Source organism: Sphingomonas panacisoli, assembly GCF_007859635.1.
Classification (GTDB): Bacteria; Pseudomonadota; Alphaproteobacteria; order Sphingomonadales; family Sphingomonadaceae; genus Sphingomonas; species Sphingomonas panacisoli.
Window position 1 is genome coordinate 2,721,936 of sequence record NZ_CP042306.1, and the last position, 15,565, is coordinate 2,737,500.

Below are 15,565 nucleotides of genomic sequence, written 5' to 3' on the forward strand. Positions count from 1 at the left end.
GGATAAGCGATGGTGACAGGATCACGATGGCTCGTGCTGGCCTTGGCCGGATCGGCGATATCGGGCTGCGTATCGATGCGACCGACGATGACGAGCTTCTCGGTCGATTATAACCGCGTCGTCGCCGACACGCGCGACCGCATGATCCTGCTGAACGTCGTCCGATCGGCCTATCGCGAGCCGACCTATTATACCGCGTTCACGCAGATCGAGGGGAGTTTGAGCATGAGCGGGTCGGTCGGCGCGGATGCCGCCAACCTGATCGGCCCCGGCCCCGCATCGGTGACGCCCACCGTCAGCGGCAGCTTCGCCAACGCGCCGACCTTTGCGATCATCCCGCTCAACAGCGACGAATTCTCCAAAGGTATGCTCGCCCCGATCGGCCCAGACACGATCCGATTGTTCCTGTCGCAGGGCTGGCGTCCCAAGATGCTCGCGCCGCTGGTCGTGCAGAAGGTCGAATGTCTCTACCAGGATCAGGTGATCGGCGAAGTTCGCAACGAACCCGGCGGCTACACGCCGGGCGTGACCGCCGCATCGTTCGAGAAGATCGTGTTCTACACCGGACCGCTGGCGAAGGGCGATGTCTATACCGCCACCGTGCCGGGCAAGGATGCGATGAAGTTGCTGGCCGGCGGCGCGCTCGACAAGTTCGACATCACGGAGACCGCGTCGCCGATCGACCCGACGCTCACGACCGTCACGATGACCGCCAAGGCGGACCAGAACCTGGATGCGCGGCTGCCGCAGGAGTTCGCGTCGACGTGCCGGACGTTCCTGACTAAGCCCAATCGCGAGACCAGCAGCTTCAAGGGATTGGTGGAATCGACCGCCGAGGCGGTGAGCGTCAGCGGCCTGATCACCGCAGGCGGCGACCGGCGGCCGGATGCGCCGCGCAACGAGTTGTCGATGAACATCGTGTTTCGATCGACCGACGGCATCGTCTATTATCTCGGCGAGCGGCTGCGGGCGACGATGGAAGGCAAGATCCCTGACACCGATACCGACGGCGACGTGCTGTTCAGGGTCGGCCGCGACGTACCGGGCGCCGCCGCGGTCGCGATCGATCATCGCGGGTCGCGCTGGTCGATCTACGCATCGGACATCGGCGACCGCGAGGCTGGTTCGGGTGCGATCGTCGACCGATCGCTGCAGGTTATCGCCTTGCTCAACCAGCTCATTTCCGCGCAGACGAGCACCAAGGAATTCTCTCGCGCGCCGGCGACGGTGCGCGTGCGCTAGGCGAACGCAGCGAGGGCGCTCGCGGACATGCCCGCGCCGGCATCCGAGCGCGCAGGACGCGAAAAAGCCCGCGGTCGCTAGGACTCGCGGGCTTATTTGCGTGGTGGCGTTGGTTGCGGGGACAGGATTAATGCGCTGCAGTACGTTGTGTCGCGTATCGGCTTAGACGCACCCTAAACGTCACGATTCCGGAAACTATTCGCAAAGCGGCTGTTTCAACTGTCCGGAGAGTTGAAGCAGAGGTTGTTTTGGTAAAGCTGGCCAAGCCTGATCAGCATCCTCAAGCCGGATCTATATGTGGGGACCGCCAATGACGCTGCATCCTTCCAATCGGAAGGGTCTTGGAAGGGTCGATGGAATGGCGGGGGCGCAGTTTTCAGCGGGTTTGGAAGGGTTGGAAGGGTCTCTTACATTCTTCCGCACACATGCGCGCATGTGTGCGCGCAATCCTAAAACCCTTCCAATGCTTCCAACCTTCCAGATCAAGGAAAATATCAAAGTATTATCTGCTACTTATATGAATCTGTTTGGGGCCATATGCTTCCTCAAACCTTTCAACCTTGGAAGCTTTTCGACAAAGCGCAACGCACAAACGCCCCCGGTTGGGTCCTCTTGTCCTACTTAGCCGCAATGCGGTGCGGCAGCGCGTTGCGCGCGAAACTGATTGGTCTCAGACACATTCGTGTTTTTGATTGGCTTTATTGTTTCGCTATTTAACTCCCGGTCGTGACACGAGGATACCCTGTTGGTCAGTCAGCACCATTGGCCAACATTTGGATGCAGATGTGCGCGCGAGGTTTTGGATATTCACGCCCGCAGGTCGCAAGTGCGCGCCACCCCTATCCGTTGAGCGAGCTCCACCGACCAGCCGATCGCGGATGCGCGCGCCCAAGGTATTCTGCCCGTCCTGCTCGAAAATCACGACACGCTGATGCGATTCATTGCCGCGCAGAGCGTCGCCCGCACGGTGCGGCTGCTCCTGGGTCGAGAACTGTCAGGCAGCTGTTCGCAAAATATCGTCAAAAGCCGCCGTTGTGCCTACACCTAGCAGGCTTGATGACGCCGCCGATGACTGGCCGGCGGCCTCTCCCACACCATTGAAAACTTTTAGATGTAGCGCACCCGCGCAGCAGATTGGCGTCGCCGCATCGAAGCCCCGATCGCCCCGAACCCGACAATCATCATTGCCCACGTCGCCGGCTCGGGCACTGCGCCAAACAGGTTCCGATTAAAGGCGTAGGCACCAAGCTGATAGCCAGAGGCCAATCCCTGCTGATCATCGAAGCTAAAGTGGATGCCGCCGTATTCCCGGCTCTTCGAATCATCGAGCGCTGCCGCATCGAAGCTATCCCAACAACGTGTACCGACAGTGTTGGTGGCGCAGAATCCGACCCCGGTCCCATATACAAGATCAAGAATACTTGCCGCGGTACCGGCGACGGTCGAATGCGCGGAAATGTAGCTCTGGAACGGTGGCGCTACCAGCAACGACTGCCATGTCGGATCGGCGGTCGTGAGTGGGTTGCCGTCGATGTCTGCGTTCTGGATCGCGGTCACGGGGCGCCAGATGTTATACAGGTTCTTAGCGTCGAACGCGGTAATCGGCGCGTCGGCGATTGCAGTGGTCAGCGTCGCGAAAATGCGAGCGTTTTCCAGTGGGGACTTTCCGCTCGCCAGTGATTGGTCGATCGCGGCTGCGAGATAGGGGCGCTCTGGATCGTTTTCCCAAAAGAATGCGCTGGCCGTCTGATCCGCAGTTCGAACGATGCTGTTAATCGAGCCTATCGCCTCGACGTCGTTGAGCGAAACCGCATAGGCAATGCTGTCGAGCGCCGGTGGTGGTCCCGGTCGAAATTGCGTCGGCGACGTCATCACGAACGGCGTCGCGGTCGCGAACTGACCGTCGACGGGAAATCCTGGCCCCGGGGTGGTAGGCACATAATTTCCAGGTTGCCCGGTAGGTGTGTAGGTCGGAAACGGCGCGATAAACCCATCACTCGCGCGCGCGGCGATCGTCGCGCTGGCGAAAGCCTGGCCGGTTGCCATGCCTGTCGTCTTGGCGCTGCCATTGCCGATTGTCGCGAGGCTGGCAGTCAGCGCCGCGTCGAACGCTGCCGTCTTTGTCGGATAAAGGTTCACCAGGACGTCGTGGGCCGCAACCGCAGCCGCCGCGCGCGAATCGCCGCCGCCGTTGGCGACACTGCCGGTGTAGCTGCGGTCCGGCGAGCCCATGGTCGCGTTGATTGCGTCATGCACCGCGATATTGACCATCGCATACGCCCGCCCGCCGAGACCTGGATCGCCGTCGATATTCGCCATCGCTATTTGGTTCCAGTACAGGACCGGATCACCACCAGGCGCGACTTGCGCACTTGCCGGAACCGTAACGAAAGTCAGCGCCGCAAACCCAGCCGCCGCCGCCACTTTGTTTTGCATCTCTCGAACTCCCCATGTTGACGTGTCCGCCGCGTTTTGCGCGTCGGCGTAATTCAGCGCGGGAATGGTGGAGTCGCGCGATGTGCGGCCACTTCCCGTGGGGATGGCTTGGTTAAAAGGCGCGAAATGATCCTGCGGACAGTCGGAAAAGATTCTGTCCCAGTTTTTTTCCAGAATTGATCGCGGTTTTGTGCGGGACTTGCGCTTTTCCGGACTGCATCAAGTCGATTATGATACAGGACGGCCGTCGCCCGCGTGAAGGCGGGCTCCAATTTAACGCGACCGCGCCGGAGCTCCGCGGACGAACACCAAGATGCTGATTTGCATCAAGTTTGCTTTAACGGCGTCGTATCCTTTTTGACTTAGGTCGAAGGTGTGGAACGCTCGATCAAGCCATCTACCGCGATTCGCTTCGCACTACCGTGCGCGACAGTTGCGGCCGCCGTTTTCGCGGCCTCCACAATCAATATCAGTGCCGCGGCTTTGTTCGGGGTGACGGCCATCGGCCTGCTTGTGTGGGCCTGGCGACTGCGGCGGGACGTCAGCATTGCGGCACAGCGGAACGACGTGGCGAGCAGCGATATGTCGTCATCGCATAGGCTCGGTAACGACGTCGCCGCGATCGAAGAGCAGATCGCGTCGCTCAACCACCGGCTAGCGACGGCGCATCCGATCAGCGGCTTGCCGATGCGCGAGGCGTTGCTCGCGCAGATGAAGGCAGACCGCGCCGGCTTGCTCGGCGCGATCGCTTTTGCCGATTTCGACCGTTTGACTGCGTTCGACCCAGCGCTCGGTGAGCGCATTTTTGCTGCGTCGACCTCGCGGCTGCGCAGCATGCTGCCTCCGAGCCGTTTCGTCGCGCAGGTCGATCGCGGGCATGTCGGGCTGTGGTTCGGCGGCGACGTCGACGAAGCGGCCGCGCACGCCGAACTCGATGCGATCGGCTATGCGCTCGGCGAAGAGATCGAGGACAACGGTACCGTCATCATTCCCCAAATCAAGATCCGGCAAGCGCGGTTCGACGAGGCGGATGGGATCGAGGCCGGGGCCTTCGTCGCGCGCACGCTGGCATCGTTCACGCTCGCGACGGGGGCGACCGCGACGCCAGATCAACCGGTCGTCGATTATGCCGGCCTCGCGCGCGATCGCTACGCCCTCGAACAGGATTTACGGCAAGCCATGTCGCGGCGCGAATTGCGGCTCGAATTCCAGCCGCTGATCGATGCCGGGGCGGGACGCGTTTGCGGCGCCGAAGCGCTGATCCGCTGGGATCATGCCGAGCGCGGCGCGATCCCGCCGGCGCGCTTCATTCCGATCGTCGAGGCGATGGGGATGGCGAGCGAGATCGGCATGTGGGCATTGAACGCCGCCGCGCGAGAGGTGCAGCAGTGGGCGGCGCAGGGGCTCGATCCGTTGCGGGTCGCGGTGAACGTGTCGGGGCTGCAGCTCGAGCGCGACGACTTGCCGATCCTCGTCCAGCGTACGCTCGAACGGCACGAGCTTGGGCCCACCGCGCTCGAGATCGAGCTGACGGAGAGCGTTGCGACCAGCGACGCCAAGCATTGCCGACGTATATTCCAGGAATTGCGCGCGATGGGAGTGAAGCTGGCGGTCGATGATTTCGGCACCGGCTATTCGGGGTTCAGCTCGCTGCGGGCGCTCGCCTTCGACAAGATCAAGATCGATCGAGAATTCGTTGCCGACGTCGATATGCGCACGGACAGCCAGGCGATCTGCCAGTCGATCGTCGCGCTCGGCCGCGGTCTCGGCATTCGCGTGCTTGCCGAAGGCGTCGAGCGGCGAGAGGAATATGAATGGCTGCGCCGCCATGGATGTCGGCACTTCCAGGGATATTATTTCGCGCGACCGATGAGCAACGACGCGTTCGTCGCGTTCGTTCGAGATACTGCGAGACTGACTGACTTGTTGCGGCTCGGCGTCACGCCGGACCAGATCGAAGAAAAGTTGAGGGCATGAGTATGCGTATCGGGATCATCGCCGCGGGGCTGGGCGCGTCGGTACTGGCGGGGTGCGGCGGGCCAAGCCGAGTCAACCCCGCCCCGACGCCGCCCACCGCCGGGGTCACGGCGGCGAACGAGACCGAGCTGGCGTTCGGCCTGCTCATGCAGGGCAAGGAAGGCTCCGCCGCAGGCAAGCTCAAATCGATCCTGAAGCGCGATCCGATGAATCCCACGGCCACGATGCTCGCCGGGTCGATCAAAGGCGATCCCAAGGATCTGCTCGGTCCGCAGAGCTATCCCTACACGGTGCGAGCCGGCGATACGATGGAGGGGCTGGCGCAGCGCTTCCTCGGCAATCGGCTCAAAGCGTATCAGCTGGTCCGCTACAATGGCCTGAGGGCTCCGGTGACGCTGGCTGGGGGGCAGATGCTTCGCATTCCGGGCGAGCCGCCGCGGCCCGAACCCGTGCGGCGTGCGGAACCCGAGCCAGCCAGACCGGTCGCCGCTCCCGCGGCGCCGAAGCCCAGGGTCGTAGCGGTCAAGCCGGCAGCGCCTGCGACCAATCCCGGCACCAATCCCGTCGCGGCGCGCCAGTTGCGGACGGCAGGACTGGCGGCGCTCAATCAAGGCGGGGTCGATCGCGCGGTCGGCCTTCTGCGCCGGGCAAAGCAGCTCGATCCGTCCAATCCGCTGATCGCGCGCGACCTGACCCGCGCCGAGCGGATCGCCGCGACGGTACGGGCGCGCAAGTGACGACGTCCGATGCCATGCTGGGCCGCTACCGGATGGACGGCCGTCTGGGTGAAGGCGCGATGGCCGACGTCTATCGCGCACACGACCCCGATATCGGCCGGACGGTGGCGATCAAGGTTCTCAAGCCGGAGTTCGCGCGCGACCCCGAACTTGCCGGTCGGTTCTTGCGCGAAGCGCGCGCTGCGGGGGCGCTCAGCCACGCCAATATCGCGACGATCTACGATGTCGGCGAAGCGCAGGGTGCGGCCTATATCGCGATGGAGCTGATCGACGGACAACCGCTCGACGTCGCTCTCCAGCAACAAGGGCGGATCCCGTACGAACGCGTGTTGACGATCGGCGCGCAACTCGCCGCCGCGGTGGCCTATGCGCATCGCTGCGGCGTCGTGCACCGCGACATAAAGCCGTCGAATATCCTGCTGTCGGCCGACGGCAAGACGGCGAAGCTGCTCGATTTCGGTGTCGCTCGGGTCGGCGAGATGGATGCCGCGACCGCCGACCGCAAGTTCGCGCAAACGCAGGTCGGTCAGCTGATCGGCACGCCGCGCTATATGAGTCCCGAACAGGCGCTCGGTCTGCCGGTCGATCAGCGCTCCGACCTCTTCTCGCTCGGCGTCGTGCTGTATGAAATGATCACTGGTAAGGTCGCGTTTCCCGGCACGGCGCTGGCGACGCTCGCCATCCAGATCGCGCAGGAGAAGGTCGAACCGATCGATCGCAGCGCGGGCGATTGCCCGCCGGGCCTGCGCTTCATCATCGACAAGTTGTTGGCCAAAAAGCCTGAACAGCGTTTCGCCGACGGCGACGCGCTAGCCGCCGCGCTGGCGCGCGAGATTGCCGCGCAGGGCGACGCGCCGGCGGGCAAGCGCGGACTGCCGCTGCGGATCAAATTGCCGCTGGCGCTCGCCAGCGTCACCGCGATCGCGCTTGCCATCTGCGTCACCACGGCGCTTGGCCGCGAGCGTCAGACGCTTGAGCACATGGCGATCGTGGCCGGCAAATCGACCGCGACCTTCGTCACCAACAATGCGGCCGTGCTGGCGGCCGAAAATGCCGGGCTGCCTGCCGACCAGCAGGATTGGTCTGCGCTGCAGGCGTTCGCGGTCTCCGCCGGCAAGGATCCGGCGATCCGCGATCTGGTGGTGGTCGACATGGGCGGGATCGTCCGTGCGGCGGGCGACGCCAGCCTGGTCGGCAAGCGCTATGCCCAGCCCATCGGCGAGCCCCTGATCGAGTCGGGCGACGGCGCGCAAGTGGCGTCCGCCGCCGATCGCGGGCAGGGTACTGGCATCCGCTTCCTGCAACCGATCCGCTACGCCGGCGCCGATTTCGGCCGGGTCGATCTGGTGGTCAGACGCGCTTCGCTCGACGCGGCGCTGTCCAGTACGTTGACGTCATTGATCGTCCTGTCGGCCGTCGTAATGCTGGTCGTGCTATTGATCGGCTATCTCAGCGGCGCGATGGTCGCGCGGCCGCTTGCGCGATTGCGCAAGGCGCTCGACGCCGCGCCGGAGGCGGGGTTCGCGTTGCGGATATCGCATCATCGGCGTGATGAATTCGGCGCCGCGTTCGACGCGTTCAACCGCGCGGCGGCGGCGGTCGAGCCACGGCTCGCAACGGCCAGCACCAATGACGGTGAAGCCCAGGTCCGCGCGACAGTCATCTCGTCGCGCCTGGCCGCCTGAGGAGGAACACGCGCGATGTTCATGCTCCAGCTGTTCGACACGGCGAACGAGGTCCAGCCGATCGACGCCCGGCTGCTCCGCGACGGCCTGATGAGGATCGGTCGCGACAGCGCCGCCGATTGGTCGATCGCTGATCCCGATTGCGAATTATCGCGCGCGCATTGCGAGCTGGCGGTCGCCGAGGGCGGGCTGACACTACGCGCGCTCGGCGCCAATGGCGTGTTCGACGACGCGACCGGCACGCGGTTCCCCGACGCGGTCGAAGTCGCGATGCCGATCCCGTCGACATTGCGTTTCGGCCGGTTCCGGCTGAAGGCGAGCCGCGCGCCGCACGGAGACGAGCCGGTCGATCCCGCGCGCACGATGGTGATGACCCCGCCGCTCGGCCATTCGACTGCGGTGCCCGACGACTGGAGCGACGCCTGCGTCATCCTGCCGAGCGCCAACGGCTCGCTGCTCGAAGCATTCTGCGAGGGGGCAGGACTCGACGCATCGTTGCTGTCGAGCGAGGACCCGGCCGAGATCATGCGCCGCGCCGGTGCCGTCTATCGCCAGATGGTGCTGGGTATCGGCGATCTGATGGCCGAACGCGATCGGGCGCGCGGGCAATATAAATTATCGCGGACGACCATCGGCGGCGCCAACAACAACCCCTTCAAGTGGGCCCCGACGCAACGGCTGGCGATCGACCTGCTGCTGGCCGGGTCGGGCAGCTTTCTTTCGGGTCCGGCGGCGCTCCAGGCATCGTTTCGCGATATCAAGCGCCATTTGATCGCGACCTTCGCAGGACTGCATGGGAGCCTGCGCGCTGCGATCGGCAGTTTCGACCCCAAATCGCTCGACGCCGCAATCGAGCCGCGCGTGTCGCTGCTCAAGAGCCGCGGCGCGCTCCAGGCTGAGGAGATAGTGATTCGTCACGCCGACCTGACGAAGCAGCTCGCCGACGGCGAAGGGGGATCGCTCGAACGCGCATTCGTCACCGCCTACGATGCTGCCGAAGCACAAGCCAATGCGAGTATCGCGCAATGACCGCCATGTCGTTCGGCCGCTTCGTCGCCGCCCCGACGTCGGCGACCATTACCTCGGTTGCGCGCAGTCATGTCGGGCTGGTCCGCATCATCAACGAGGATCGCGTATTCGATTGTCCGGATCGAGGAGTCTGGGCTGTCGCCGACGGCATGGGCGGCCATGCCGGCGGCGATCTCGCCGCCCAAGCGGTAATCGACCGGCTCCGTTTGCTGACCGCGGGCGAGGGCATGATCCGCTTTACCGACATGCTGGTCGCACTTGGGCAGGCGAACGGCGACATTCGCCAGCGCAACGAGCGGTTCGGCGCGGCGGCGGGTACGACGGTGGTCGCTGCGATGATCCAAGACGGTACCGCGCACGTCGCCTGGGCGGGCGACAGCCGCGCGTATCGCCTGCGCGGCGGCGGTCTCGAACTGCTGACCCGCGATCACAGCGTAGTGCAGGAACTGGTCGATGCCGGCCTGCTGACGCCCGATCGCGCCGAACGTCATCCTCAGTCGCACGTCGTGACGCGTGCGCTCGGCGTCGACGATGATCCGCGCTTGCAGACGGTCAGCATTCGTTTGTTGCCTGGCGACCGGTTACTACTGTGCTCCGACGGGCTTTCGCGTTCGCTCGCCGCCGGAGACGCCGACAGCGAAGCTATCGACCGACTGGCCGACCGGATGCTCGCCAATGCTCTGGCCCGCGATGGAAGCGACAACGTGTCACTGATTCTGATTGATTGCCGACCTTTGAAGTCGCGCTGATCTCCGCTGAGGAAACAGGGATTTCGTTGAAACGCCCACTCGAGGGCTGAACGGCCGCTGGTCTACCTATCAAACTGGGAGCTGCCAGGCGGCTACTGGCCCAAAAGCCGCCATGTGAGGGGCGGACACCAGCGACAGGTTTCCACCCATTAGCCGCCGTTCTTGATCGGACCGATAGAATGACCGGTTTCGGGGACGCAGCAATCGCCAGCCAATGACCGACTCTGGGGCGCGCTGCGGCCCATGACTAACTTTTCGATTATGAACTTAGCCGTACTTCAAGTGGCCACCTTGAACCGCTGGACCGCAGTATCGAGCTTTTGCCGGCAAAATAACGTTCCAAGGCGCCGTAGCCAAGATACGCTCCCTATTTATACTATTGAATATGCGCGGATTCTCGTAAGGTTGACATTAGAGAACCATTTGACATAGGTAGAAGGATCGCAGATTAGCGTCCTAAACAGCCCGCCGGAGATTTCCGGTGGGTTTTTTTGTGCGCCCTTAGAAGGCGAGCAATGGCTTTCACCGCCATTTTGAACGCGCAGGCATTGTTCTCCTCCGCGCATGAATTTGCACATCTACGGCCAGACCCGTGACGGTCGAAAGCGCGCGAATTCCGTGAGTTGGCTCGTGCCCTTGCGCGCGCTAGCAGCGGAGCATCTTGCTCGCGAATCCAAGGAACGTCATGACCCGTGTCGCGATCTACGCCCGATTCTCGACCGACAAGCAGTCTGAGAAGTCAGCCGAGGATCAGGCGCGGCTGTGCAAGTCGCGTGCGGATCGCGAGGGATGGGATGTCATTGGGGTATACCCCGATTTAGCCCTGTCGGGCACCACGCGCGATCGGCCCGGACTCAATGTGTTGCTCGCGCAACTCGACCGTTTCGACGTGGTGCTTGCAGAATCAATCGATCGGATCAGCCGCGACCAAGAGGACATCGCGGCGATCTACAAGCAGCTTCGGTTCGCCGGCGTGCAACTGATTACGCTTTCGGAAGGCGAGGTTGGGGAAATCCACGTCGGGCTCAACGGCACAATGGCGGCGCTGTTTCTCCGCCAACTCGGCGAGAAGACGCGGCGCGGCCAACTCGGCCGCGTAGCGATCGGGCGCATACCAGGAGGCTTGTCATACGGTTACGCGCTGATTCCGGCCATCGATGCGCAAGGGCGCCCGGATCGCGGCCAGCGCGCGATCGACCAAGAACAGGCCAACGTAGTCCGCAGGATCTTCGCTGAATAGGTCCAAGGGCGCAGCCCCAAGGCAACTGTCGAGCAGTTGAACCGGGAAGGCATACGGTCCCCAAGGGGAGGAAAGTGGAACGTGTCCACGATCCTGGGCAACCGGCGCCGTTGCACAGGCATCCTCAACAACGACCTCTACATCGGCCGTATCGTCTACAATCGGCAACGATTCGAGAAGCATCCGGTGACCCGTAAGCGGGTGGCGAAGCTCAACCCGCGCGACGATTGGGTGATAACGGAGGTTCCTGCTCTGGCGATCGTTGACCGGGGGGCATGGGACACAGTCCACAACGCCTTTGCGACCCTGGCCGATATTCCGCCGCAACAGCGGCGACGGCCCAAGCGGCTATTTTCGGGGCTGGTCACATGCGGGGAGTGCGGCGGCAGTTACACTGTGATCGGCGCGGAGCGTTGGGGATGTAGCGGCCGCCAGAATGGCCGAGGGTGTCGGAACGGTGCGACGATATCGACCGCACAGCTAGAAAGCCGCGTGCTCGGTGCGCTCCGCTGACGTGATATCGGTGTTCGTGCACGAATATCATCGGGCAATGCAAGAAGGTCGATGCGAACGGCTTAGCGGCCGCGTCGTGCTCGAACGCAAACTTGCACGCGCGCAAGGTCAGATCGATCGTTTGGTCAACGCAATCGCGGATGGTCGAGGAACGATGCAAGAGCTGAACGCGCGGATGCGCAGCGTCGCGGCCGAGCGTGACCAGTCGAAGTCGGAGTTGGCTGATCTTGGCGCGGAGCCCGTGGTCGCACTGCACCCCGGCATTGCCGATCAATATCGGACGAGGATTGCCGACTTGGCGAAAGCGGTTAGCTTGGAGAACCCCAACGCCGGCGAGGCTCGCGAGATAATCCGGGGAATCCTGAGCAACATCGTGGCGACACGCCGCGAAGGCGAAATGGGCGTAGAACTATCGGTGCAAGGGAGGCTAGCAGCAATCCTCTCGCTCACAAACGCAAACGGCCCCGCACGAGGCGAGGCCGATTTGGATCGTCTGTTAGCGTTGGTTGCGGGGACAGGATTTGAACCTGTGACCTTCAGGTTATGAGCCTGACGAGCTACCGGGCTGCTCCACCCCGCGCCAGCGCCGACCGCCCCGGGGAGGGGGGATGGGACGATCGACATGTGAATGGGTTCATAAAGAAACGCTTCGCGCACACCCGCCAGCTACAATGCCTGGCGACGACCTACTCTTCCATCGCTTAAGCGATAGTACCATCGGCGCAGTCGGGTTTCACGGCCGAGTTCGGGATGGGATCGGGTGGGACACCGACGCTATGGCCACCAGGCAATGAAGCCGGCGGATGCGGTGAAGCGGTTCTTAAAATCGTGCACTTTTAGACGCCCAGCTTGCGAAGCATCGCAGCTGACGACCGTATTGTATTCAAAATCTGGCGTCGAACTCAATCATCCAACCGCAATGTCAGCCAGAGCTGTCATTGATGGTGGAACTCTCAAGCGCGAATAGGACAATTAGTATCGGTTAGCTCCACGCGTTACCGCGCTTCCACATCCGATCTATCAAGGTGGTGGTCTACCACCGTCCTAAGAAATCTTATCTCGAGGGAGGCTTCCCGCTTAGATGCTTTCAGCGGTTATCCCGTCCGTACATAGCTACCCTGCTGCGCCGTTGGCACGACGACAGGTACACCAGAGGTACGTTCAACCCGGTCCTCTCGTACTAGGGTCAACTCCTCTCAAATTTCGACGCCCACGGCAGATAGGGACCAAACTGTCTCGCGACGTTCTGAACCCAGCTCACGTACCACTTTAATTGGCGAACAGCCAAACCCTTGGGACCTGCTCCAGCCCCAGGATGTGATGAGCCGACATCGAGGTGCCAAACAACCCCGTCGATATGAGCTCTTGGGGGTTATCAGCCTGTTATCCCCGGCGTACCTTTTATCCGTTGAGCGATGGCCCTTCCACGAGGGACCACCGGATCACTATGACCGACTTTCGTCTCTGCTCGACTTGTCAGTCTCGCAGTCAGGCTGGCTTATGCCATTGCACTCTAACGGTCGGTTTCCAACCGACCTGAGCCAACCTTCGCACGCCTCCGTTACTCTTTAGGAGGCGACCGCCCCAGTCAAACTACCCGCCACAGAGGGTCCCTGATCCAGTTTCATGGATCGAGGTTAGACATCAGAAAACAACAGGGTGGTATTTCACCTATGGCTCCACACCGGCTGGCGCCGATGCTTCAAAGCCTCCCACCTATGCTACACAGTTCTTTCCTAATGCCACTCTGAAGCTGCAGTAAAGGTGCACGGGGTCTTTCCGTCTAACCGCGGGTACCCCGCATCTTCACGGGGAATTCAATTTCGCTGAGCATGTCCTGGAGACAGTGGGGAAGTCGTTACGCCATTCGTGCAGGTCGGAACTTACCCGACAAGGAATTTCGCTACCTTAGGACCGTTATAGTTACGGCCGCCGTTTACCTGGGCTTCATTTCGGAGCTTGCACCCCTCCACTTAACCTTCAGGCACCGGGCAGGCGTCAGACCCTATACGTCGTCTTGAAGCCGACTTAGCAGAGCCCTGTGTTTTTGCTAAACAGTCGCTACCCCCTGGCCTGTGCCCCCTCAAAATGCTTGCGCATAGTGAGGGCCTCCTTCTTCCGAAGGTACGGAGGCAATTTGCCGAGTTCCTTCAGGACACTTCTCTCAAGCGCCTTGGTATACTCTACCTGACCACCTGTGTCGGTTTCGGGTACGGTCTATACGGTGGGGCTATTTCCTGGAACACCTTCGAAGCATGTCCAATCCGTTAAGGACATACAACTCACGGCATCCGTCACACACCACCAGGCTGCGGAATATTAACCGCATTCCCATCGACTACCCCCTTCGGGCTCGTCTTAGGGGCCGGCTCACCCTGCGCGGATTAGCCTTGCGCAGGAACCCTTGGTCTTTCGGCGAGAGGGCATCTCACCCTCTTTATCGCTACTCATGTCTGCATTCGCACTTCCGATACCTCCACGACCCATTACCAGATCGCTTCAACGGCTTACGGAACGCTCCGCTACCGCGTGCATTGCTGCACACCCTAAGCTTCGGTGCATCACTTTAGCCCCGTTACATCTTCGCCGCAGGAACCCTTATTTAGACCAGTGAGCTGTTACGCTTTCTTTAAAGGATGGCTGCTTCTAAGCCAACCTCCTGGTTGTTTTGGGATTCCCACATGCTTTCCCACTTAGTGATGACTTGGGGACCTTAGCTGTAGGTCAGGGCTGTTTCCCTTTTGACGACGGACCTTAGCACCCGCCGTCTGTCTCCCGCACTATACTCGTAGGTATTCGGAGTTTGGTTAGGTTTGGTAGATCTCGCGACCCCCTAGCCCATCCAGTGCTCTACCCCCTACGGTAAACATGCGAGGCACTACCTCAATAGTTTTCGCGGAGAACCAGCTATTTCCCGGCTTGATTGGCCTTTCACCCCTAAACACAACTCATCCGGTAACTTTTCAACGTTAATCGGTTCGGACCTCCAGTGCGTGTTACCGCACCTTCATCCTGGTCATGCCTAGATCGCCGGGTTTCGGGTCTAATACTTCAAACTAAATCGCCCTATTCAGACTCGCTTTCGCTGCGCCTACACCTATCGGCTTAAGCTTGCTTGAAACATTAAGTCACAGACCCATTATGCAAGAGGTACGCTGTCAGGTCTCAAGAACCCTCCAACTGCTTGTAGGCAATCCGTTTCAGGTACTGTTTCACTCCCCTCATCGGGGTGCTTTTCACCTTTCCCTCACGGTACTAGTTCGCTATCGGTCGTATACGAGTATTTAGGCTTAGAGGGTGGTCCCCCTATATTCAGACAGGATTACACGTGTCCCGCCCTACTCAAGTCCTGTAACATCACTTTCGCATACGGGGCTGTCACCCGCTAAGGCCACTCTTTCCAAAGTGTTCTGCTAGTTGAATTACAGGCACTGGCCTGGTCCGCGTTCGCTCGCCACTACTAACGGAATCTCGGTTGATGTCTTTTCCTCCGGCTACTGAGATGTTTCAGTTCACCGGGTTCGCTTCACGAAGCCTATTTTATTCAGCTAAGTGATACCTCACCCAATTTAGTTTCACTCCGAGCAAGCTCGAAGAGAAGTTAAACGGGATGGGTGGGTTTCCCCATTCGGAAATCTGCGGGTCAAAGGTTGCTCACACCTCACCGCAGCTTATCGCAGCGTGCCACGTCCTTCATCGCCTGTATACGCCAAGGCATCCACGAATTGCCCTTACCTCACGCTTGAGAGTCCACACCACCAACGACAACACTGGATCGGTCTAGGCCAACCGGCGGAGCGAGCTCCGACGGAGAACTACACACGACACGAAACTCGGCAGAGCAGTGTAGCGCAGTATCTTGGTGTGGATGATTATAATCTCAGCCAGATTGATGGGCGTACGCTTACAGCCGAAGCCATAATCGCCGCCCTGTAGTGATTGAACCGGCCGCAAGTT

Annotated in this window: 10 protein-coding genes, 1 tRNA gene and 2 rRNA genes; 9 read left to right on the forward strand and 4 right to left on the reverse strand. The window is 61.4% G+C overall.

The annotated features are described in order from the left end of the window. Positions 1–87: 87 nt before the first annotated feature. Together FPZ24_RS13540 and FPZ24_RS17270 are read left to right on the forward strand one after the other, a co-directional pair. Complete coding sequence (locus tag FPZ24_RS13540) at positions 88–1,242, forward strand: hypothetical protein (protein WP_146572836.1); 1,155 nt, start codon at positions 88–90, stop codon at positions 1,240–1,242. A 310-nt stretch (positions 1,243–1,552) separates the two neighbouring features. Next, positions 1,553–1,867, forward strand: coding sequence for a hypothetical protein (locus FPZ24_RS17270; RefSeq protein ID WP_186728864.1), 315 nt, complete (start codon positions 1,553–1,555; stop codon positions 1,865–1,867). 482 nt (positions 1,868–2,349) lie between these two features. Here FPZ24_RS17270 and FPZ24_RS17645 read toward each other — a convergent pair whose 3' ends face one another. Continuing rightward, positions 2,350–3,678 carry a PEPxxWA-CTERM sorting domain-containing protein gene (locus tag FPZ24_RS17645; RefSeq protein ID WP_146572838.1) on the reverse strand — a complete coding sequence of 443 codons (1,329 nt, stop codon included), beginning with the start codon at positions 3,676–3,678 and terminating at the stop codon, positions 2,350–2,352. A 567-nt stretch (positions 3,679–4,245) separates the two neighbouring features. On the opposite strand from FPZ24_RS17645, the gene FPZ24_RS13550 reads away from it, so the two are divergent. From FPZ24_RS13550 to FPZ24_RS13580, 7 genes are all read left to right on the forward strand, one after another. Further along, a complete protein-coding gene (locus FPZ24_RS13550; RefSeq protein WP_240047474.1) occupies positions 4,246–5,655 on the forward strand; it encodes a putative bifunctional diguanylate cyclase/phosphodiesterase in 1,410 nt (469 codons plus the stop codon). Then, entirely contained in the window at positions 5,652–6,392 is a 741-nt protein-coding gene (locus FPZ24_RS13555) for a LysM peptidoglycan-binding domain-containing protein (protein ID WP_146572840.1), read from the forward strand. The genes FPZ24_RS13550 and FPZ24_RS13555 overlap by 4 nt, the downstream gene beginning before the upstream one ends. Beyond that, positions 6,389–8,077, forward strand: coding sequence for a serine/threonine-protein kinase (locus FPZ24_RS13560; RefSeq protein WP_240047476.1), 1,689 nt, complete (start codon positions 6,389–6,391; stop codon positions 8,075–8,077). Before FPZ24_RS13555 ends, FPZ24_RS13560 begins: the two co-directional genes overlap by 4 nt. Before the next feature lie 15 nt (positions 8,078–8,092). Then, complete coding sequence (locus FPZ24_RS13565) at positions 8,093–9,106, forward strand: type VI secretion system-associated FHA domain protein (RefSeq protein WP_146572842.1); 1,014 nt, start codon at positions 8,093–8,095, stop codon at positions 9,104–9,106. Next, positions 9,103–9,855 carry a PP2C family protein-serine/threonine phosphatase gene (locus FPZ24_RS13570; RefSeq protein WP_240047477.1) on the forward strand — a complete coding sequence of 251 codons (753 nt, stop codon included), beginning with the start codon at positions 9,103–9,105 and terminating at the stop codon, positions 9,853–9,855. The genes FPZ24_RS13565 and FPZ24_RS13570 overlap by 4 nt, the downstream gene beginning before the upstream one ends. Before the next feature lie 685 nt (positions 9,856–10,540). Beyond that, positions 10,541–11,095: a recombinase family protein gene (locus FPZ24_RS13575; RefSeq protein ID WP_146572844.1), complete on the forward strand. Its 555-nt coding sequence runs from the start codon at positions 10,541–10,543 to the stop codon at positions 11,093–11,095. Positions 11,096–11,131: 36 nt separating this feature from the next. Continuing rightward, positions 11,132–11,608: a recombinase family protein gene (locus FPZ24_RS13580; protein WP_146572846.1), complete on the forward strand. Its 477-nt coding sequence runs from the start codon at positions 11,132–11,134 to the stop codon at positions 11,606–11,608. A 503-nt stretch (positions 11,609–12,111) separates the two neighbouring features. On the opposite strand, the gene FPZ24_RS13585 is transcribed toward FPZ24_RS13580, so the two are convergent. The 3 genes from FPZ24_RS13585 to FPZ24_RS13595 form a co-directional block, all read right to left on the reverse strand. Then, positions 12,112–12,188 (reverse strand) — tRNA-Met (locus FPZ24_RS13585). 93 nt (positions 12,189–12,281) lie between these two features. Continuing rightward, positions 12,282–12,396, reverse strand: a 5S ribosomal RNA gene (rrf, locus tag FPZ24_RS13590). Between the two features lie 164 nt (positions 12,397–12,560). Continuing rightward, positions 12,561–15,353: ribosomal RNA gene (locus FPZ24_RS13595) — 23S ribosomal RNA — on the reverse strand. Positions 15,354–15,565: the final 212 nt, after the last annotated feature.

What these genes read in the sequence shown, in the direction of transcription:
- FPZ24_RS13540 (WP_146572836.1), top strand. Translation starts at nt 88, where the DNA reads ATGACGAGCTTCTCGGTCGATTATAACCGCGTCGTCGCCGACACGCGC.
- FPZ24_RS13555 (WP_146572840.1), top strand. Translation starts at nt 5,652, where the DNA reads ATGAGTATGCGTATCGGGATCATCGCCGCGGGGCTGGGCGCGTCGGTA.
- FPZ24_RS17645 (WP_146572838.1), bottom strand. Translation starts at nt 3,678, where the DNA reads ATGCAAAACAAAGTGGCGGCGGCGGCTGGGTTTGCGGCGCTGACTTTC.
- FPZ24_RS17270 (WP_186728864.1), top strand. Translation starts at nt 1,553, where the DNA reads ATGACGCTGCATCCTTCCAATCGGAAGGGTCTTGGAAGGGTCGATGGA.
- FPZ24_RS13575 (WP_146572844.1), top strand. Translation starts at nt 10,541, where the DNA reads ATGACCCGTGTCGCGATCTACGCCCGATTCTCGACCGACAAGCAGTCT.
- FPZ24_RS13570 (WP_240047477.1), top strand. Translation starts at nt 9,103, where the DNA reads ATGACCGCCATGTCGTTCGGCCGCTTCGTCGCCGCCCCGACGTCGGCG.
- FPZ24_RS13565 (WP_146572842.1), top strand. Translation starts at nt 8,093, where the DNA reads ATGTTCATGCTCCAGCTGTTCGACACGGCGAACGAGGTCCAGCCGATC.